The sequence below is a fragment of the Pseudonocardia phyllosphaerae genome, assembly GCF_046546475.1.
In the GTDB taxonomy this organism is placed as follows: Bacteria; Actinomycetota; Actinomycetes; order Mycobacteriales; family Pseudonocardiaceae; genus Pseudonocardia; species Pseudonocardia phyllosphaerae.
The window spans coordinates 316,590-336,160 of sequence record NZ_JBKGXS010000003.1 but is presented as its reverse complement, the minus strand read 5'-3'; the positions used below and the strand labels follow the sequence as shown (position 1 = coordinate 336,160).

At 73.9% G+C, this 19,571-nt stretch carries 19 protein-coding genes; 13 read left to right on the top strand and 6 right to left on the bottom strand.

The features are described from left to right. The first annotated feature begins 6 nt into the window (after positions 1 to 6). From ACLE50_RS10045 to ACLE50_RS10000, 10 genes are all read left to right on the top strand, one after another. Positions 7 to 885: a DNA-formamidopyrimidine glycosylase family protein gene (locus ACLE50_RS10045; protein ID WP_410943168.1), complete on the top strand. Its 879-nt coding sequence runs from the start codon at positions 7 to 9 to the stop codon at positions 883 to 885. Continuing rightward, positions 886 to 2,121, top strand: a complete 1,236-nt coding sequence (locus ACLE50_RS10040; RefSeq protein ID WP_410943167.1) for a sensor histidine kinase — start codon at positions 886 to 888, stop codon at positions 2,119 to 2,121. 102 nt (positions 2,122 to 2,223) lie between these two features. Further along, on the top strand, positions 2,224 to 3,126 hold the full coding sequence (locus ACLE50_RS10035) for a S49 family peptidase (RefSeq protein WP_410943166.1): 903 nt from the start codon (positions 2,224 to 2,226) through the stop codon (positions 3,124 to 3,126). 171 nt (positions 3,127 to 3,297) lie between these two features. Continuing rightward, positions 3,298 to 4,158, top strand: a complete 861-nt coding sequence (locus tag ACLE50_RS10030; RefSeq protein ID WP_410943165.1) for a LytR/AlgR family response regulator transcription factor — start codon at positions 3,298 to 3,300, stop codon at positions 4,156 to 4,158. Between the two features lie 602 nt (positions 4,159 to 4,760). Continuing rightward, positions 4,761 to 6,419, top strand: a complete 1,659-nt coding sequence (locus tag ACLE50_RS10025; RefSeq protein ID WP_410943164.1) for a hypothetical protein — start codon at positions 4,761 to 4,763, stop codon at positions 6,417 to 6,419. Continuing rightward, positions 6,416 to 8,173: a sodium/solute symporter gene (locus tag ACLE50_RS10020; protein ID WP_410943163.1), complete on the top strand. Its 1,758-nt coding sequence runs from the start codon at positions 6,416 to 6,418 to the stop codon at positions 8,171 to 8,173. The genes ACLE50_RS10025 and ACLE50_RS10020 overlap by 4 nt, the downstream gene beginning before the upstream one ends. A gap of 239 nt (positions 8,174 to 8,412) precedes the next feature. Beyond that, positions 8,413 to 8,757: a DUF485 domain-containing protein gene (locus ACLE50_RS10015; RefSeq protein WP_410943162.1), complete on the top strand. Its 345-nt coding sequence runs from the start codon at positions 8,413 to 8,415 to the stop codon at positions 8,755 to 8,757. Continuing rightward, positions 8,754 to 10,610: a solute symporter family protein gene (locus tag ACLE50_RS10010; protein WP_410943161.1), complete on the top strand. Its 1,857-nt coding sequence runs from the start codon at positions 8,754 to 8,756 to the stop codon at positions 10,608 to 10,610. Before ACLE50_RS10015 ends, ACLE50_RS10010 begins: the two co-directional genes overlap by 4 nt. 125 nt (positions 10,611 to 10,735) lie before the next feature. Then, positions 10,736 to 11,065, top strand: a complete 330-nt coding sequence (locus tag ACLE50_RS10005; RefSeq protein WP_410943160.1) for a rhodanese-like domain-containing protein — start codon at positions 10,736 to 10,738, stop codon at positions 11,063 to 11,065. A gap of 7 nt (positions 11,066 to 11,072) precedes the next feature. After that, positions 11,073 to 12,140, top strand: a complete 1,068-nt coding sequence (locus ACLE50_RS10000) for a DUF4328 domain-containing protein (protein WP_410943159.1) — start codon at positions 11,073 to 11,075, stop codon at positions 12,138 to 12,140. A 564-nt stretch (positions 12,141 to 12,704) separates the two neighbouring features. Here the strand turns inward: ACLE50_RS10000 and ACLE50_RS09995 are convergent. The 3 genes from ACLE50_RS09995 to ACLE50_RS09985 form a co-directional block, all read right to left on the bottom strand. After that, positions 12,705 to 13,133: a hypothetical protein gene (locus ACLE50_RS09995; RefSeq protein WP_410943158.1), complete on the bottom strand. Its 429-nt coding sequence runs from the start codon at positions 13,131 to 13,133 to the stop codon at positions 12,705 to 12,707. A gap of 146 nt (positions 13,134 to 13,279) precedes the next feature. Next, on the bottom strand, positions 13,280 to 13,843 hold the full coding sequence (locus tag ACLE50_RS09990) for a hypothetical protein (protein ID WP_410943157.1): 564 nt from the start codon (positions 13,841 to 13,843) through the stop codon (positions 13,280 to 13,282). Positions 13,844 to 13,987: 144 nt separating this feature from the next. Next, entirely contained in the window at positions 13,988 to 15,175 is a 1,188-nt protein-coding gene (locus tag ACLE50_RS09985) for a cytochrome P450 (protein WP_410943156.1), read from the bottom strand. Between the two features lie 21 nt (positions 15,176 to 15,196). Between ACLE50_RS09985 and ACLE50_RS09980 the strand changes: the two genes are divergently transcribed. Beyond that, positions 15,197 to 16,129 (top strand): DUF5926 family protein, encoded by a 933-nt coding sequence (locus ACLE50_RS09980; RefSeq protein WP_410943155.1) that lies wholly within the window; start codon positions 15,197 to 15,199, stop codon positions 16,127 to 16,129. Positions 16,130 to 16,205: 76 nt separating this feature from the next. On the opposite strand, the gene ACLE50_RS09975 is transcribed toward ACLE50_RS09980, so the two are convergent. Together ACLE50_RS09975 and ACLE50_RS09970 are read right to left on the bottom strand one after the other, a co-directional pair. Further along, positions 16,206 to 16,739, bottom strand: coding sequence for a ferritin (locus tag ACLE50_RS09975; protein ID WP_410943154.1), 534 nt, complete (start codon positions 16,737 to 16,739; stop codon positions 16,206 to 16,208). Between the two features lie 143 nt (positions 16,740 to 16,882). Further along, complete coding sequence (locus tag ACLE50_RS09970; RefSeq protein ID WP_410943153.1) at positions 16,883 to 17,689, bottom strand: CPBP family intramembrane glutamic endopeptidase; 807 nt, start codon at positions 17,687 to 17,689, stop codon at positions 16,883 to 16,885. 73 nt (positions 17,690 to 17,762) lie between these two features. Here ACLE50_RS09970 and ACLE50_RS09965 point away from each other — a divergent pair, with 73 nt between their 5' ends. Then, entirely contained in the window at positions 17,763 to 18,305 is a 543-nt protein-coding gene (locus tag ACLE50_RS09965) for a hypothetical protein (RefSeq protein ID WP_410943152.1), read from the top strand. Next, entirely contained in the window at positions 18,302 to 18,622 is a 321-nt protein-coding gene (locus ACLE50_RS09960; RefSeq protein ID WP_410943151.1) for a DUF3817 domain-containing protein, read from the top strand. Before ACLE50_RS09965 ends, ACLE50_RS09960 begins: the two co-directional genes overlap by 4 nt. Before the next feature lie 130 nt (positions 18,623 to 18,752). Here ACLE50_RS09960 and ACLE50_RS09955 read toward each other — a convergent pair whose 3' ends face one another. Next, on the bottom strand, positions 18,753 to 19,541 hold the full coding sequence (locus tag ACLE50_RS09955) for a DUF2470 domain-containing protein (RefSeq protein WP_410943150.1): 789 nt from the start codon (positions 19,539 to 19,541) through the stop codon (positions 18,753 to 18,755). Positions 19,542 to 19,571: the final 30 nt, after the last annotated feature.

Genomic DNA, 19,571 nt, shown 5'->3' with positions numbered 1-19,571 from the left:
GGCGCGGTGCCCGAACTGCCCGAGGTGGAGGCACTGGCCCACCATCTGCGCGAGCACGCCGTGTACCGCCCGGTGGCCCGGGTGGACCTCGCCTCGATGAGCGCCCTGAAGACGTTCGACCCGCCGGTGTCCGTGCTGGCCGGGCGGGTCGTGACCGGGGCGAGCCGGTTCGGGAAGTTCCTGTCGGTGGACTTCGCCGACCGCGCCGACGAACCCGCGCTGCATCTGGTCACCCACCTGTCGCGGGCCGGCTGGCTGCGCTGGCACGAGCAGGCGTCGGCGACGCCGCCGCGGCCCGGGCGGGGCCCGCTGCAGCTGCGCGTGCACCTCGACGAGGTCGGCGGCCCCGGCTTCGACCTCACCGAGGCAGGAACCCAGAAACGGCTCGCGGTGTATCTGGTGACCGACCCGGCCGAGGTCCCCGGAATCGCGCGGCTCGGCCCGGACGCCCTCGAGCTCTCCCGCGCCGGTCTCGACGAGCTGCTCGACGGCGACTCGCGGCGGCTCAAAACCGTCCTCACCGACCAGACCACGGTCGCCGGGATCGGCAACGCCTACTCCGACGAGATCCTGCACACCGCGCAGCTCTCCCCGTACGCGACGGCGTCCCGCCTCGACGAGGCCCGCCGCGACGCCCTGTCCGAGGCACTGCACGCCGTGCTGACCGACGCCGTCGACCGCTCGGTCGGCCAGGCCGCGGCCACGCTGAAGGGCGAGAAGCGCTCCGGCCTGCGCGTCCACGCCCGCACCGGGCTGCCCTGCCCGGTGTGCGGGGACACCGTCCGTGAGGTGTCGTTTGCCGAGAGATCGTTCCAGTACTGTCCGACCTGCCAGACCGGTGGCAAGCCGCTCGCCGACCGCCGGCTGTCCCGGTTGGTGAGGTAGGTGCAGGTGGTTCAGGTGCTGGCGGCCGAGGGCGGGGCGCTCGTCGATCCCGTGCTGGTCCTGCCGATCGTCGGCGTGGTGCTCGTGCTGCTCGGCGTCGCGTTCGGGTTCTGGTGGCACCGCAACCGGCGCGACAACATGGTGACGCCGCTGGCGAAGGCCACCTTCTCGGCGCTGCACACGGTGGCGCTGGCCGCGCCGGTGCTGCGGGAGGGTCTCTCGGAGCGCTCGGCGTCGCAGGCGCTGCCCTACCTGCGCCAGCTGCTGGAGACCACGGCGATGGCGATGACCGACGGGCGCGGCACGGTGATCGGCTGGGACGGCTCCGCCGACCAGCACCAGCAGGACGTGCAGACGCTGGCCGACACCGTCGTCCGGACGGGCCGGATGGAGATCATGAGTCACACCTCCATCAAGTGCAACCAGCCCGGATGCGAGGTGCGGGGCATCGTCGTCGTCCCGCTGGAGAGCGACGGCAACATCATCGGCACGCTCGGTGCGCTGACCCCGACGACGGCGGGCCCGCCGGTCCTGCGGGCCACCGGCGAGGTCGCCCGTTACGTCTCCAGCCAGCTGGAGCTCGCCGAGCTCGACGATTCCCGTGCCCGGCTCAACCGGGCCGAGGTCCGGGCGCTGCGCGCGCAGATCTCGCCGCACTTCGTCTACAACGCACTGACCACGATCGCCTCGTTCATCCGGACCGACCCCGGCCGGGCCCGTGAGCTGCTGATCGACTTCGCCGACTTCACCCGGTACTCGTTCCGGTCCGCAGGCGAGTACACGACGCTGACCGACGAGCTCGACAACATCAAGCGCTACGTGGTGCTGGAGAAGGCCCGGTTCGGCAACCGGCTCAACATCCAGCTGCAGATCGACCCGGAGGTGCAGAACGTCGTGCTGCCCTTCCTGGCGCTGCAGCCGCTGGTGGAGAACGCGGTGCGGCACGGCCTGTCCGGGAAGCCGAACGGCGGGACGGTCACGATCCGTGCCGAGAACGCCGGGTCCGAGTGCGTCATCGTCGTCGAGGACGACGGGGTCGGAATGGACCCGGCGCGGCTCAACGAGGACCTCGACGACGCCCACCTGTCCGGCGCACACGTCGGCCTCGGCAACGTCGACGACCGCATGCGATCGGCCTTCGGGGACAACTTTGGCCTGGTGGTGGACACCAACATCGGGGCGGGCATGAAGATCACCCTGCGGGTCCCGAAGTTCCGCGCCGGCATCCGCGCCTGACCGGTCCCGGCGTTGCGCCGCCCGGGTGCCCGCCCGGGTGTCCGCACCGTGCCGGACCGGTCGCCCTCCGTCACTCAGCGCGCCCGCGTACGGTGTCGCGGCATGGATGGCCTGCGATTTCCCGCCGCACTCACGTCACGCCTGCCGGGCGGGCTCGGCGAGACGCTCGGTGCCGCGACCGGTACCCCGGTCGTGTCCGTGGTGCGGCTGCAGGGCGTGATCAGCAGCCAGGCCGCGCCGGTGCCCCGCCAGGTGATCAACCTGGCGTCGCTGGAGAAGGTCCTGGAGCGCGCGTTCGCGCCGGACAGGCTGGCCGCCGTCGCACTGGTCGTGAACTCGCCCGGCGGCTCGCCGGCGCAGTCCCAGCTGGTCGCGGACCGTATCCGTGGCCTGGCGGCGAAGAAGGACGTGCCGGTGCTGGCGTTCTGCGAGGACGTCGCCGCCTCCGGCGGGTACTGGCTGGCCTGCGCGGCTGACGAGATCTACGCCTGCTCGACCTCGATCGTCGGGTCGATCGGCGTCGTCAGCTCGGGGTTCGGCCTGGAGGGCCTGATCGACCGCTGGGGCATCACCCGGCGGCTGCACACCGCGGGCAAGGCGAAGGCGCGGCTGGACCCGTTCGAGCCGGAGAAGCCGGAGGACGTCGCCTGGCTCACCGGGCTGCAGGAACAGTTGCACGACAGCTTCACCGCCTGGGTCACCGCGCGCCGCGGCGACCGGCTCGCGAGCGGCACCGACCTGTTCGACGGTGAGGTCTGGCTCGGGGAGAAGGCCCGGGAGCTGGGCCTGGTCGACGGCATCGGCACCGCGCACGAGGTGCTCACCGAGCGCTTCCCGGACGCCGAGCAGCGCCCCGTCGACCAGCGCAAGCCGCTGCTGGCCCGGCTGGGCGCCGGCGGTGGGGCCGCGTCGTTCCCGGGGCTCGGCGGAAACGCCGACGGTGTGGCGCACGAGCTCATGGCCGCACTCGAGACCAGGGCCGCCTGGGCTCGTTACGGGCTGTGAGCCGAGTCCCGGCAGTACCCGATCGGTGGATGCGCGGCGTGGTGGTCCCGTCACCGATACGGTTCGTGCCCTGGCACTCGGCGCGTCGGCACGTCACCATGGTCGCTGTGCCGGGCGATCATCGACTCGATGGGCTTCCCGGCTCGGGCCGGGAAGCAGGATGAGGAGATCGTGGACAGCAACGACACCACGCGAGGACTGGTCGTGCTCGCGGTGGACGACGAGCAGCCCGCGCTGGAGGAGATGGCGTTCCTGCTCGACGACGACCCGCGGGTCGAGACGGTCCTCAAGGCCGGTGAGTCCACCGAGGCGCTCCGCATCCTGAACGGTCGCCGTGCCGGAGCACCCGCGGGTGCCGGTGCGCCCGCCGGTGGCGTCGACCTCGCCGAGCAGACCGACATCGACGCGGTCTTCCTCGACATCCGTATGCCCGGGCTCGACGGCCTGGAGCTGGCGCGGGTCCTCAAGAACATGACGGTGCAGCCGGCGATCGTGTTCGTGACCGCGCACGACGACCGCGCCGTCGACGCCTACGACGTCGGCGCCATCGACTACCTGCTCAAGCCGCTGCGTTCCGAGCGTCTGTCCGCCGCGCTGGACCGGATCGTCGCCACCCGCGGACAGGGTGCCGTGGCCGAGGCCGTCCGGCCCGAGGAGTCCGGCAGCGGCGACGACGAGGTCATCCCGGTCGAGCTGGCCGGTACGACCAAGCTCGTGCCCCGCTCGTCGGTGCGCTACGTCGAGGCCCAGGGCGACTACGCCCGCCTGCACACCACCGAGGGCAGCCACCTCGTCCGGATACCGCTGTCGGTGCTCGAGGAGCGCTGGCGCGACGCCGGTTTCGTCCGCATCCACCGCTCGTTCCTGGTGTCGTTGCCGCTGGTCACCGAGCTGCGGCTGGCCGGGTCCGGGTACGTCGTCCGGATCGGGTCCGGCCCGGAGACCGCCGAGCTGCCGGTCAGCCGCCGGCACACGCGTGAGCTGAAGGATCGTCTGGTCAGAGCGACGAAGCAGGCGTGGAGCCAGAGGTGAGCAGACCCACCGGCGGCGTCCAGCCGTCGGTGCGTCCCACACCGGCGGCGGAGCGGGGCGACCGGACGGATGCCGGGCCCGTGGGGCCTGGGCACCCACCGGACGGTCAGGCCCCGGACGGCTCGTCTTCCGGCGCGAACGGTGCCGCCGCGAACGGCGCCGTGCCGAACGGTTCCGCGGTGAAAGGTGCTGTCACGAACGGCTCCATGCCGAACGGTGCTGTCATGAACGGCGCCGTGGCGAACGGTGCGGCCCCGAACGGTGCGGCCCCGAACGGTGCGGCCCCGAACGGTGCGGTGGCACACGGCTCCGTCCCGAATGGTGCAGCCCCGAACGGTGTGGCCCTGGATGGTGCGGCCCGGAACGGTGCGGCCCCCGGCGGTGCTGCTCCGAACGGCGCTGCTCCGAACGGTGCTGCTCCGAACGGTGCGGTGGCGCGCGAGACCGCTGCGCACGATCCGGCCCCGGACGCGGGCCCCCGGCCCGCGGCCGAGGGCGTGCCGGCGCCGCGTCGTCCCGCGTACAACTCCGACTCGGTGCCCCGTCCGGCCGTCCCCCCGGGGCCCGTTGCAGGGCAGCCGCGCCCGGCCGGGCAACGGCCGGTGGCGGAACCGGTGCACGCCGCGGCCGGGCGTTCCGCGGAACCGCACGCCGCCGCCGGGCCCCCGGCTCCCGGCGAACCACCGCACGCCCAGGCGCCCGCTCCGGAGCCGGCCACCCCCGGTGAGCCCCCGGCCGCGCGGCGCCGCCGCACCGACGACGACTCCGGCAGCGGCTCGTCCTGGGTGCAGGAGGAGATCCGCCGGCGGATGGCGAGCGGCTCCGGCCGTACCGGTCGGCATGCCCGCGCCGCGGACGCCGCGTCCACAGAGGCAGCGGAGTCCACAAAGGCAGCGGATTCCACGGGGTCCACGGAGGACACACCGCCTGACGACGGCACGGACGCGCCCACCACCACCACCGCGGACACCGGCGCGACCACCACTGCGGACGACGAGACGGCCACGACCACGAGCACCGACACGACCGCCAGTGCGGACACCCACGCGGCCCCCGGCGCCGCCAAGAGCACGGACACCGGCGCGGACACCGGCGCGGACACCGGCGCGGACACCGGCGCGGCCGCCGGCACGGACACCGGCGAGCCTCCGCTGCCGCAGCGCGTTCGTCCGCGACCCGGCCCCCGGAACTCCGGCGCCATACCTCCCGGTACCGCGGACTCCGGCACCGTCGGAACCGGTAAGCAGTGGCCGCCCAACGGCCGCCCGGCCGAGGCCGCCGCGACGGAGCTGCCCCGCCGCGTCCCCGGCGCGACCACCTGGGCCCGCTCGGCGTGGGCCCCGGACAGCACCGCGCTGAACGGCGGCCCGGTCGCCCCACTCGCGCCCGCGGGCCCGGCGTCACCGACAGGCCCGACCCCGCCCGGCCCCACCCCGACCGGCCCGGCCACGAACGACCCGGCCCCGACCCCCGACGACCCGGCCGGCAGCAACCCGGCCACCGCCGACGCGACCGGCGACACCGGCCCCGTCCCCGTCCCGCTGAACGGGCACATCGCCGCCGCCCCGGCCGCTCCGGCGGACGACGAGCCGCCGTCCCCCGTCCCGGACCACCTCGCCGACTACGAGGACGACGACGCGGACCTGCACGACGACGACCTGGACGACCTGGACGACGACGACCTGGACGACCACACCCAGGTCATCTGGCGCGCCCCCGGCATCGAGGACGAGCCGGAACCGGACCGCGGCTCCCGAGGCGCGATACCGGCGGTCACCCCGATCGGCGCCGGGGTGTCCGCACCCGCGCCGTACACCGGCGTCCGGCCCCGGCGGTTCGTCGACGCCCCGACGACCGACCCGGAGCCGCCGACCGAGGCCGTCGAGACCCAGGACGGCCCGGGCGGCGGCCGTGTCCGCGTCGTGCTGTCCGAGCGCCGGTCGACCGCCCACTCCTCGCGTGGCCTGTCCGACGTGCAGGACCCGGGCCCCGTCGGCACGCTGCTGCGGAACTCCCTGGTCCGCAACCAGCTCGCCCTCGCGCTGCGGGTCTGCATGGTCGCCGTGGCCGGCCTCGGGCTGCTGCCCGCCCTGTTCGTCGCGTTCCCGGCGCTCGGTGCGGTCTCGGTGCTCGGGATCCGGCTGCCCTGGCTGCTGCTCGGGTTCGCCGTCTACCCGTTCCTGCTCGGCCTCGGCTGGTGGTACGTGACGTCCTCGGAGACCGTCGAGCAGGAGTTCGCCGAGGACGTGACCGACCGGTGACGCTGACCGCGATCACCTCGCTGACCGCGATCGTCCTGGTGGCCGTGGTCTCGGCCGTCATCGGCTCGATCGGGCACCGCACCCGGCTGACCACGGACTTCCTGGTCGCCTCGCGTTCGGTGCCGTCCCGGCTGAACGCGGGCGCGATCTCCGGCGAGTACCTCTCGGCGGCGTCGTTCCTCGGCGTCGCCGGTGCCGTCCTGGTCGAGGGCCTCGACGGGCTCTGGTACGCGGTCGGCTACACCGCCGGGTACCTGGCGCTGCTGCTGTTCGTCGCGGCCCCGCTGCGCCGCTCGGGTGCCTACACCGTCTCCGACTTCGCCGACGCCCGCCTCGCCTCACCGAAGCTGCGCCGGGTCTGCACGGTCGTCGTCATCCTCATCTGCTGGCTGTACGTGCTGCCCCAGCTCCAGGGCGCCGGGCTGACCGTCGCGATCGTGACCGGCCTGCCGGAGTGGGTGGGCTCGGCCGCCGCCGGCGTCGTCGTGATCGCCACGGTCGCGCTCGGCGGCATGCGGTCGGTGACGTTCGTGCAGGCGTTCCAGTACTGGTTCAAGATGACCGCGCTGGCCATCCCGGTGATCATCGGGCTGGCGGTGTGGTTCGGCGACGGGCACACCTTCTCCCGCGACGAGCCCCCGGAGTTCCGCGAGGACACCACGGTCGCGGTGGAGACCCCCGTGCAGCTCGACGTCCGGCTCACCGTCGACGTCGTCGCCCGTGGCTCGGTCGACGGCCGCCCCGCGAACGGTCCGCAGCGCTGGGTCGCGGGCACCAGCCACGTCGTCGCGCCGGGAACCTCGCTGAGCTTCCGGGCCGGCGCCCCGGTGCCGGTCACCGCGGGCGCCCCCACCGACGACGAGAGCTGGCTGCGCCCGTTCACCGGCTCCGAGCCGCACCAGGTGCTGGCCACGTACTCGCTGATCCTGGCGACGTTCCTGGGAACCATGGGGCTCCCGCACGTGCTGGGCCGCTTCTACACCAACCCGGACGGCCGGGCGGCGCGGCGCAGCGCCGTCGTCGTCCTGGCCATGCTCAGCGGCTTCTACATCATGGTGTCGCTGCTCGGCGTGCTCTCCCGGGTCTACACCCCGCAGCTGCTGGTCAACGGCCGCAGCGACTCGGCGATCCTGCTGCTGCCCACGGCGATCCTGGGCAGCAACCTGTTCGGCGCGCTGGTCGGCGGCCTCGTCGCGGCGGGTGCGTGGGCCGCCTTCCTGTCGACGGCGTCGGGCCTGCTGGTCAGCCTGGCCGGCGTGGTCTCGACCGACATCCTGCCGCGACGACGGAAGATGTCCGGCCGCTTCCCGCTGGCCACGGTCATCGCCGGGATCCCGCCGACGGTCGTCGCGCTGCTGCCGACCGGGGTGAACTTCGCCGAGGCCGTCGCACTGGTGTTCGCCGTCGCCGCGTCGACGTTCTGCCCGCTGCTGGTGCTCGGCATCTGGTGGCGCGGCCTGACCGACGTCGGCGCGATCGCCGGTGTGCTGACCGGTGGGATCGTCTCGGCGGGCTCGGTGGTGCTCGCACTGGCCGGGGTGCGCCTGGCCGCCGACGACGGCGCAGGCGGCTGGATCGACGTCCTGCTCTACCGACCGGCGATCATGAGCGTCCCGCTGGCGTTCCTGGTGATGGTGCTCGTCAGCCGGGCCACCCGCGAGCGTCGCCCGGTCGATGCAGGCCAGGTGCTTCTCCGTCTCCACGCCCCCGAGAGATTGGGGCTGATGCGTGACCGGCTCGACGAGAACGCCTGAACGGGTGACGAGCTGAACTACTCCGCGTGACCTTCTACGGCGTGTCGTTGATCCACCTCGGGCGTGTCCCGACCGGTCCGTACGGATCGCGTGCCCTGGCTTCCCCCGCCCTCGTTGTACCGAGGACAGTTGCCCGGACAGGTGTGGCACAGCCGGCACAGCCCCGCTCCGCGCAATTCCCCCCGCCCCCCGCGCACGACATTCCCCCCGCACGACGAGAAAGGACCGGTGACCGGCGCATGAGTCCCGCCGAGCACGAGGCCGGCCCCCCGGCAGGCACCGTCTACGAGCAGGTGCAGGCCAGTCCGGAGTTCCAGCAGTTCCGCGGCCGGATCCGCCGCTACATCTTCCCGATGACGGTGGTGTTCCTGGGCTGGTACCTGCTCTACATCGCGCTCGCGAGCTTCGCCCCCGCGTTCATGTCGATCCGGGTCGGCGGGGCGATCACCATCGGGCTGCTGATCGGGCTGCTGCAGTTCGTCAGCACGTTCGCGATCACCACGCTCTACGTCCGGTTCGCCGGCCGGGAGATGGACGGCCCCGCCGCCGCGCTGCGGGCCCGCGTCGAGGAGGCCGGCGCATGACCGCACCGCTGCTCGCGGCGCCGGAGCCGGTCGCCGTCCTCGCCCAGGCCGACAAGCTCGGCAACGTCACCGCCAACGTGATCTTCTTCGTGCTGTTCGTCGGGATCACGCTGTTCATCGCGCTGCGCGCCGGGCGCAACAACTCGACCCGTACCGACTACTACACCGGCGGGCACTCCTTCACCGGCCCGCAGAACGGCATCGCGATCGCCGGCGACTACCTGTCCGCGGCATCGTTCCTCGGCATCGCCGGTGCCATCGCGCTCTACGGCTACGACGGCTTCCTCTACTCGATCGGCTTCCTGGTCGGCTGGCTGGTCGCGCTGCTGCTGGTCGCGGAGCTGCTCCGCAACACCGGCCGGTTCACCATGGGTGACGTCCTCGCGTTCCGGATGCGGCAGCGCCCGGTCCGGGCCGCCGCCGCGACGTCGACGCTGGTCGTGTCGCTGTTCTACCTGATCGCGCAGATGGCCGGCGCCGGCGGACTGATCGCGCTGCTGCTGCAGATTCCCAAGGACGACGGCCTCGGCCAGGCACTGGTCATCGTCGTGGTGGGCGCGCTGATGGTCGTCTACGTGCTGTTCGGCGGCATGAAGGGCACCACCTGGGTGCAGATCATCAAGGCGGGGCTGCTGCTCGTCGGCGCCGCCGTGCTCACCGCGTGGGTGTTCGGCCGTTACGGCTTCAACCTGTCCTACCTGCTGCAGCACGCCAGTGAGCGTTCCGTCTCCGGGGACCGGATCCTCGACCCGGGCCTGCAGTACACCAGCGGCGTCGACTTCATCTCGCTGGGCCTCGCGCTGGTGCTGGGTACCGCGGGCCTGCCGCACATCCTGATGCGGTTCTACACGGTGCCGTCGGCCAAGGAGGCCCGCCGCTCGGTGGTCTGGGCGATCTGGATCATCGGCATCTTCTACCTGTTCACCCTGGTCCTGGGCTACGGCGCGACGGCGATGCTGCCGCCGGGGACGATCACCCGGGAGAACCAGAACGACGCCGCGCCGATGCTGGCCTTCGAGCTCGGCGGCGAGCTGCTGCTGGGCCTGATCGCGGCGGTCGCCTTCGCGACGATCCTCGCGGTCGTCGCCGGTCTGACGATCACCGCATCGGCGTCGTTCGCGCACGACGTCTACGCCAACGTCCTGCGCAAGGGGAAGGCCTCGGCCGAGTCGGAGGTGCGGGTCGCCCGTGGCACCGCGGTCGGCATCGGTGTCGTCGCGATCATCGGCGGCATCATCGCCAACGGCCAGAACGTCGCGTTCCTGGTGGCGCTGGCCTTCGCCGTCGCCGCGTCGGCGAACCTGCCGACGATCCTGTTCACGCTGTTCTGGAAGCGGTTCAACACCACCGGTGCGCTCTGCAGCATCTACGGCGGTGTGGCCCTCTGCGTCCTGCTGATCATCTTCTCCCCGGCGGTCTCCGGCTCGCCGTCGTCGATGATCACCAGTGTGGACTTCGCGATCTTCCCGCTCGCCAACCCCGGGCTGATCTCGATTCCCGCGTCGTTCCTGTTCGGTGTGCTCGGCACGCTGTTCGGCAAGGACGTCGCCGACCCCGCCCGCTACGCGGAGATGGAGGTCCGCTCCCTGACCGGCGCGAACGCCGTCCGCGCGACCCGGGGCGCCACGGCGCCGAAGCCTGCGGAGCAGGCCCAGGACGGCGCGCCGCAGCGCAGCGAGCTGTTCACCACCGGGCGGCACGAGGCGGTTGGCACCGATGCGCTGCCACAGAACCGGCCGGGCACCGACGGTCCGCCGCTGCCGAAGCGCGCCGGGGGTGCCGTGCCGCCGCCGGACGCCAACGAGACGACGATCCCGCACGGCTCGCTCTACCGCGAGGACCGCGGGTACTGAGCGGGCGACCCGCGTCTGCGTGTACTCCGACGGCCCGGCCCGGGCTTCCCTGGGCCGGGCCGTCGGCCGTTCACGGGTGGGTCGGCTCACCGGGCGTTGACGGGGTGCCGTGGCAGGATGGATGCATGTCCGAGCCCGTGCCCACCGTCGGCGTGGCCGACCTGCCCTCCGAGACCCCGCTGCTCGACGTCCGTGAGCTCGACGAGTGGACGGCCGGGCACGCCCCGCACGCCCGGCACCTGCCGATGTCGGAGCTCGCCGCCCGGATGAACGAGGTGCCGCAGGACGACCCGCTCTACGTCGTCTGCCGCTCCGGCGGGCGCTCCGGCCGGGTCGTGGCCTACCTCGCCCAGCAGGGCTTCCCCGCGGTGAACGTCGACGGCGGCATGCAGGACTGGGCCGCCGCCGGCCGCGAGGTCGTCACCGACGACGGCAGCGCGCCCCGGATCGCCTGAGCCCACGGTGAGCGTGCCCCCCGCACCGCCGCCGTGCCCGCGCTGCGGCCGGAGCGCGCCGCCGGGCACCGGCCCGTTCTGCCCCTGGTGCGGGCGCTACCTCGCCGCTCTGGACTGGGTCGCCACCCCGCCGGACCCGGCGACGCTGCCCGCCTCGGTGCGCCCGCGGGCCGCCGCGCCGCGCCGCGCCCGCTACGCCGGGCCGCCGCACTACCGCCGGATCCCGCGCTGGGGTCTGCCGGTCGGGCCGTGGCGCGCGCCGGAGCCGGACGCCGGGGCCGCCGCGCCCGCGGAACGCGCCCGCTCGCTCGGCGCGCAGCTCGGCCCGGTGCTGTGGGTGGCCGCCGGGTCGGCGGTCGTCGCCGCGCTCGCCGAGATCTGGCGCTACGGCCTGCTGCTCGCCAGCCGGACCGACGCGCTGTCCGCGACGGCCGTGGGCTGGTCCGACGCGCTCGTACGGTTCGGTGGCTGGGCCTCGCTGGTCGCGACGATCGCCGTCGCGGTGCTGCTGGTGCCGTGGAGCCTCGCCGCGTCGCGGGCGGCGGCCCGCCGTTCCGGGACGCGCCCGAGCCGGTCGCGTGCGGTCGTCGTCGCCGGGTGGCTCGTGCCGGGCTGGAACCTCGTCGCGCCCGGGTCGCTGCTGGCCGAGACCGAGCACGCCGCCCTGGGGCTGCCGCCGGCGCAGCGGCCGCGGCCGTCGCGCACGCTGCTGGTCTGGTGGGCGCTCTGGGGCGCCTGCGTGGTGCTGGCCGCGGTGACGCTGCTCTGGTCCCTGCGTGGCGGCACCCAGGCCATGGCCGACGGCGTCGTCCTGCACGCCTGGCTGGACGTGCTGGCCGCGGTCACGGCGTGGTGGACCCGCCGGGTCGTCCGCTGGATCACCGGCCTGCTCGAGCCGGGTCCGCGGGGTCCGCGGGAGCTGCTGGTCGGGCCGGGAGCCGGCCCGGCGAGGCCGGAGTGGGCGTCGGCGGAGCCGGACTCCGCCCCGGATGCGCGCTCGGGGCAGGCAGCGCCGACGGCGGCACCGGACGGCCGGGGCGGCGCAGCCGTGCCGGCGGGAGCGGCCGAGGGCTGACCGGGGCCCGGGGACGCACGGTGTCCTCGATTCCCGCCGGTGCGGGGCCGGGGGCCCGCGCCACGGCCCAGCCCGGCGACCCGGGCCGCACCGCGACCGACGGTCCGGCGGTCAGGGCCTCGGACGGGATGTCGCGCAGCCGCCGTCGTACCTTCGCGACGACGCGGCCGGATCCGCGCACCACCACCGCCAGCACCAGCCGGCCACCGGCCGGGTCCGGCACCGTCTGCAGGACGTGCCGCTCCGGTCCGGCCTCCAGCACCAGCGCGGGCCGGTCGGGGGCACCGGGGCCGGTGATCGCCGGATCCAGCCCGATCCGCACCAGCTCGGCGTGCGCGGCGGCACGCGCCTCCTCGTTCGGCACGCCGTCGTTCGGTGCCCAGCCGTCCTGCTGCCCGGCGTCGTGCGCGACGTCCGGGCCGCAGGCGTCGAGCAGCATCCCGCTGTCGACGTCGACCAGCGCGGCAGAACGGACCCGGGCATCCCGCAGCAACGTGCCGAGGACGGCGGCGAGGCCGTCCGTGCGGACCGTGACGGTGTGCCGGTGCCGGGCCACCACCGGTCTCAGCGCTGCTGGGCGGGGAAGAACGCCTGGCCCTGCTGCTGCGGTACGGCCTGCGGGGTGGTCATCGTGAACTGCTGCTCGATGACGCGCAGGTCGCGCCGCGCCATCGCGAGGTTCGCCTGGGCGCGGTTGAGCACCAGGTAGAAGAACAGCTGTTCGTCGGTGCCGCGGATGATCCGGATCAGGTGGTACTGGCTGTCGAGGGTGATCAGGATGTCCTCGATGTTCTCGTGCAGGCCGAGCTTGGACATGACCTCGAGCTTGGTGCGCACGACGTCGGAGTTGCCCGGCGCCGCGACGTCCAGGTCGAACTCCGGGCTGCCGCCGCGGGAGCCGAGCGTCATGCCGCTGTCGAAGTCGACGACGGCGACGGCGAACGCGCCCTTGATGTTGGCGGCCATGTCCAGCGAGCGCTCGATGTTGTTCACGTTTTTCCTCCGCACGTGACGGCACTCGGCCGCGCATTCCGCCGGGGACGGTGCGGCCGGGAACAGGGTGGGCGGCCGGTCGGGGAATCGGTCGCGAGGCCCGAAACAATAGCGGGAAACGGTGCACGGTCAACCCGGGTAGAAGGTCACGGATCCATTCGGCGCAGTGCGGTGAGCACCCGGGCGAGCGTGGCGAGGTCGTCGGCCCAGCGGCCGCCCGGCGGGGCCGGGACCGCACCGGGCACGCGGGGTGCAGGCACCGCCGCAGCGGTCCCGGCGACTCCGGCGACGGCGGCGGCGCTGGGCCGGCGGGGGCGACGCGGGGCCGGGAGCGGCACGCAGGCGGCCGGTGGGGCCGCCGCCCGGCTCGGTACGGCGGCCGGTGCCACGGTGGTGCCGGGGCCTGCCAGCTCGGCCAGCGCACGCCGCGCCAGCGCGAGATTTCCCTGCTCACGGTCCAGTACGAGATAACCGACGGCGTCGCCGGGAAGCGCGCGCAGCAGGTGGTGCGACCGCTCCGTGGTGATCATCGCGTCCTCGAAGCCTGGCCGCCGCCCGTGCTCCGCGCGGGCCCAGGCGACGAGGGCGTCGACGGTAGCGCGGTCCGGGGCGCCGGGTCCCGCGGCGACCGCGCCGGGGCCGTCCACGCACGCCCAGCGGGCGCCGGGCACGTCGAGCACCCGGGCGAGAGCATCCGGCCAGGAATCCATTGCCGAGGATTTCAGCACGGCCCGGCGGCTCCGTCGCACCCACCCCGCCGACAATTCTCTCCGGAACGGAAATGACGGGACAGGAATGCACGCGAGTCGGTTACGGGACCTTCGATTGCTCTTTTCGGCGGAATGGTGTGGCCGTCACGGCGCCGTCGTGAGTCGCAGTTCCGCCCAGCCGCGCATCACGAACCGCTCCCGGCGCACCGGGGGCCCGGCGACGGCGGCGTCCGGCAGCTCGCGGGCCAGCGCCCGCAGCACCGCGGCGATCTCCACCCGGGCCAGTGGCGCGCCGAGGCAGTAGTGCACTCCGGCGCCGAAACCCAGGTGCGGGTTGGGGGAGCGGCCCAGGTCGAGCCGGTCGGCGTCGTCGCCGAACGCGGCCGGGTCGCGCCCCGCGGAGCCGAGCAGCGCCCCGATCCGGGTGCCGGCCGGGACCGGGTGCCCGGCGACGGTGGTGTCGGAGAGCGCGGTGCGCTCGAACAGCTGCAGCGGCGCGTCGAACCGGATCAGCTCCTCGACCGCCGTACCGAGCAGCGCGGGGTCGGCTCGCAGCCGGGACCACTGGTCCGGGTGGGCGAGCAGGGCGTGGACCGCGTTGCCGATGACGTTCACCGTCGCCTCGTGCCCGGCCATCAGCAGCAGTGCTGCGGTCCCGACGAGCTCGTCGGCGGAGATCCGGTCCCCGGAGTCGCGCACCGACAGCAGGTCCGCGACCAGCCCGCCGCCGGTGTGCCCGTCGGCCAGGTCGCGCAGCATCGCCACCAGGTCCGCGGCCGCGGCCTCGGCGGCGCGTCGGCCGTCGTCGCCGGGGTCGGGCTCGTACATCCGGACGATCGCGTCCGACCAGGCGCGCAGCGGGCCGTGCATCGACCCGGGCACCCCGAGCAGGTCGGCGATGACCTGCACCGGCAGCGGCTCGGCCACGTCGGCGACCAGATCGGCCGGGGCACCGTCCCGGATCCGGGCGACCAGGTCGCCGACCAGACGGTCGGCACGGTCGGCGACCAGCGGGGCGAGCCGTTCGGTGTGCCCGCGGGCGAAGGCCGAGGCCACCAGCCGTCGTAGCCGGGTGTGCGGTTCGCCCTCGCGCTCGAGCAGCGAGTTGCGGTGCAGCAGGTTGAACGCGGTGAACTCGTGCTCCGGGGGCACGTCGGCCCAGATCCGGCCGAGCCCGCGGTCGCGCAGCACCTGCGAGCAGGCCGCCTGGGTCACCGCCACCGGCAGGCCCAGGCCGGGGTGGGAGTGCACCGGCCCGGCGGCCCGCAACGCCGCGTAGGCGGGGTAGGGGTCGGCGAGGAACGCGGGGTCGGCCGGGTCGAACGCATGCACGACCCGCTACCTTGCCAGGTGATGGGGAAGAAGACGCGCAATCGAGCCGCCGCCACCGCGACCGCCGGGGACAACCCGAAGCGGCCGTGCCCGTGCGGGTCCGGCAAGCGGTACAAGGTCTGTCACGGGTCCGGCGACGACGTGATCGTCGTCCGGCCGTTCGAGGGGCTCGCCGCCGAGCCGGACCTCGTCGCCATGCGGGAGTTCCTCCCGTCGGCGACGGCGGCGTTGCCGGTGCGCTCCGGTGCCCCGGTCACGCTCGCGTCGGTGCTGCCCGGCGCGTCCGCGGCCCTGGTCCGCGACGACGGCACGATCCTGCTGGGCATGCAGGTCCAGACCCGATCCGGAGATCTCTCCGCCGACCTCGCCGGTGCCCTGGCCTGGGCTCGTGAGGCCGAGCCGGGCTCGGCGCTGCCGGTCGTCGGGCCGGAGCGGCGCACGGGGGAGCGGCTGCAGGACGTGCTCGACCCGGACGTCCCGCTGGAGCCCGAGGTGCACGCCGACTTCGCGTGGTGGGTGCCCGGTGGGAACGACGACGCCGAGACGGCGGCGATGCTGGAGCGCGCGAACGCGGTCATCATGCCGACCGAGGCGGTCACCGCACCGGGCGTGCGCGGCGCGTACTGGGTGGACACCGGCTCGAAGGCGCACATCCGCTGGGTGCGGACCGAGGACGAGACGACGCTGATGGCCGCGCTCGCCCGGCTGTCCGAGCAGGACGGCCTGGAGCTCGGTGAAGGGTCCCGCTACGCCGGGTCGTTCCGGGCGCACGGGCTGCTGGTGCCGGTCTGGGACGTGGACCGGGAGATGCACTCGTCGGAGTGGTCGGCGGGGGTCGAGGCCTTCGCGAAGCGTCTCGACGACGCCGTCGCGAGCCTGGACGCCACCCCGCTCACCGACGCCGAGCGCCGGGCCCGCGACGTGCTCGCGGGCAAGCAGATCACCCTCCGCTAGCCGGTCGGGCCCCGGGCGCACACCGGATGGTGCGCGCCCGGGTGCCGTCAGGACCGGACGAGCTGGGGGAGGTCCCTCAGAGAGCGCCGCCGGCGGCCTTCGGGGCGGTCGGGTCGGCAGCCTCGGGGGCCATCTCGCGGGCCACGAAGTCCTCGACGTGGAACAGGTCGTCGCCGGCGCGGCGGACGATCGTCAGCAGCGTGGTCATGGAGGACTCCTCCTCGACCTGCTCCTTCAGGAACCACTGCATGAACTGCTCGCCGCGGTAGTCGCCCTCGTCGCGGGCGGTGCGGGCGAGGGTGACGATCTGCTCGGTGACCTGCTTCTCCTGGGTCAGCGCGAGCTGCACGACCTCCTCGACGGACTCGAACTCGGTCTGCACGTCGCCGATGCCGGGGATGGTCGCCTTGAGGTCGTTGTCCAGCAGGTACTGGACCATCATCATGGCGTGGTTGCGCTCCTCGACGGCCTGCGCGTAGAAGTGCGCGGCCAGCTGAGGCAGGTCGGCGTCGTCCAGCCACACCGCGACAGCGGTGTACTGCTGGCTCGAGGTGAACTCGTTGCGGATCTGCTCGCGGAGCAGCTTCTGGTACTTGGTCTCGTCGGTCATGGCATCCACTGTACCGGCTCCCGGCGCTTTCTGGACCCGTTCCAGATTTGGCGTCCGTCTCAGTTGGTCAGGTTTGCCTTTCCCCAGGTGAGGGCCGATTCATGCGCGCCCAGGAGGTCCAGGGGAGACCCTCTGGCATACCCTCACGCAAACCCCAGGAGAGGGCCCGCGACGGCGTAGCCGACGAACGCGACGACGTCGATCAGCAGGTGCGCGCCGACCAGCGGCCACAGCCGGTTGCCGCGCTGCCAGTACCGCGCGAACACCAGCCCCATGGCCAGGTTGCCGACGAACGCGCCGACCCCCTGGTAAAGGTGGTAGCTCCCGCGGAGCACCCCGGCGGCCAGCGCAGAACGGTTCTCCGACCACCCGAGCTGGCGGAACCGGGTGAGCAGGTAGCCGATCATCACGACCTCCTCGGCCCACGCGTTCGCCGCGGCCGAGACGACCAGCATCGGGACCCGCCACCAGACGTCGGTGAGGGTGCTGGGCTGCACCTCCGGAGTGATGCCCAGCGCGCGCCCGGCCAGGTAGAGCGCCAGGCCCGGGATCCCGATCAGGGCGGCCAGCCCCGCCGACGACGCCGCGTCCCGCCACGGGCGGCGCCCGTCCAGCCCGACCCGGCGCAGCGCGAACCCGGCACGCAGCAGCAGGTACGCGCCGAGCGCGCCCCAGCCGGCCAGCTGCAGCGCCCGGACCAGCTGGAACGCCAGGTCCAGCCAGGCGTCGGTGGACGCCGGCGCGTTGAGGGTGACCTGCTGATCGGCCAGCGGGCGGGGCGCGAGTAGTGCCTGGACCAGCGACAACGCGCTGCGCAGCGCCGAGAGTCCCAGCGTCACGGTCAGGACGACGGCGATCTCGAGCCCGGCCAGCCGTCGTTCGCGGGGGTCGGTGAGGGGCTCCGGCGACGCCGGACGCGGCGGTGCCAGCCAGTCGCGCAGGGTCGTCACGCCCCGATCATGGCAGGGCCCCGCCGCAGGGACGGCCGGCCCGGCCGGGAGCGGCGGACGCGGGCCCCGCCGCGTGCGTACCCTGGACGCCGTGCTGCGGCTGCTGCTCTCCCCGAAGTGGCTGACCTGGCACGTCTGCACGCTCGGCGCGATGGTCACCTGCGGTTTCCTGGCCGCGTGGCAGTGGGGCCGCGCCGGCTCCGCGATGGGGTCGGCGGTGAACGTCGGCTACGGCCTGCAGTGGCCGCTGTTCGCGGTGTTCTTCGGTTACATGTGGTGGCGGTTCCTGAGGATGGAGATCGCCACGCTGCCGGAGAAGCAGGCGGAACCGGTTGCGCCGCAGCAGGCCCCGCAGGACGGAACGGCGGAGGTCCCCGAGGCGCGACGGCCGGTGCAGGTCGAGCCGGAGTCCGCCCGGCCGGAGTCCTCCGAGTCCGAGCCCGCGTCGCCGGAGGGCACCGCATCCGTGGGCGCGGCGTCCCGGCCCGCGCGCCGCTCGCCGTTCACCCCGCGGCCCGCGGGGGTGGAGATGGCCCGGCACAGCGACCCGCAGCTGCGCGCCTACAACGACGAACTGGCCCGGCTCGCCGAGCGGGACCGGGAGGAGACGACGTGACCGTCGCCCGAGCACTCACGGCCTACCGGATCGCGGCCTGGGTCACCGGTGTCGGCCTGCTGCTGCTGACCTTCTACGCGATGCCGGCGAAGTACCTGTTCGGCGACCCGCGGCCCGTCGCCGTCATCGGCATGGTGCACGGCTTCCTGTACATGATCTACATCGTGTGCACGCTGATCCTGGCCGAGCGGTGCCGGTGGAAGCCGGTGTTCGCGGTGCTGATCCTGGCCGCGGGCACCATCCCGATCGCGTCGTTCGTCGCCGAGCGCAAGGTGACGCACAAGGTCGTCGCCGAACACCTGACGCCGAGCGCCTGAGCTGCGGGAACGGGTCGTCGCGGCCCGGAACGCCCTGGCCCGGGAGCGCGCCCGTGGAGCGGGTGCCGCTCCCGCTCCACGGGCCTGCCGGACCTCTCCGCCGGGTGACCCCGACGTCCGGTGTCGCCGCTCAGGCGGCGGGCGGCACCGGCCGGCTCGCCGTCTCCGGACGGCCCACCAGCTCGCCGAACCGTGCCTGCAGCTCCGCGGGGGTGGTCGCCTCCGCGGAGAACGGCAGCCGCACGTCGCGGCTCCCGGTCGCGTCCGGCACCCGGACCCGCAGCCCGCACCGGTCGACGCCGATCGGCCGGATCCGGCCCTCCGCGCCGCGCAGGGCCTCGGGCAGGTGCCGGCGCAGCGCACACAGCATCTCCGGGTGCGCCTGGTCCAGGTGCTCCAGCCAGGCGTGCTCCACCCGGCAGAACGGGTCCGGGTCCGCGGCGGCCAGCTCGGACGGCGACACCGACGCGCAGCCCTCGGCGTCGGAGTAGACCGCCGACGCGGGGTGCAGGCGCAGCAGCGTCGCGCCCCGCCCGGCGTCGAGCAGGTTGGGGTGCGGGGCGACCTCCGCGAGCCGCAGCGCGCGGTCCCGGCGGGTCACCGGGTCGGCCTCGTGCAGGCGTCCGAGCAGCCACAACAGCTCGCGGACGGGTTCCTGCAGCGGCACCGGCGTGGTGCCGGTCAGCTCCAGCATCACGGGTATCCCGCCCAGGACGCGGCGCGTGCCCGTCCGGACCGGGTGGTCGTCACCGAGCAGCAGGTCGGTGGTGCCGTCGGGCCACGTGTGGTGCATCAGCGGCGTCACCGGTTCCGGCTGACCGGTACCGACGAGCGCGGCGGAGCCGCCACGGGTGACGAGACTGCGAGCTCGCTCGGCGACGGCGGGCGTCGGGGGGCGGCGCATCCGGGTGGTTCCCACTCTCACCTCCATTAGGTAACCCTTACCTAA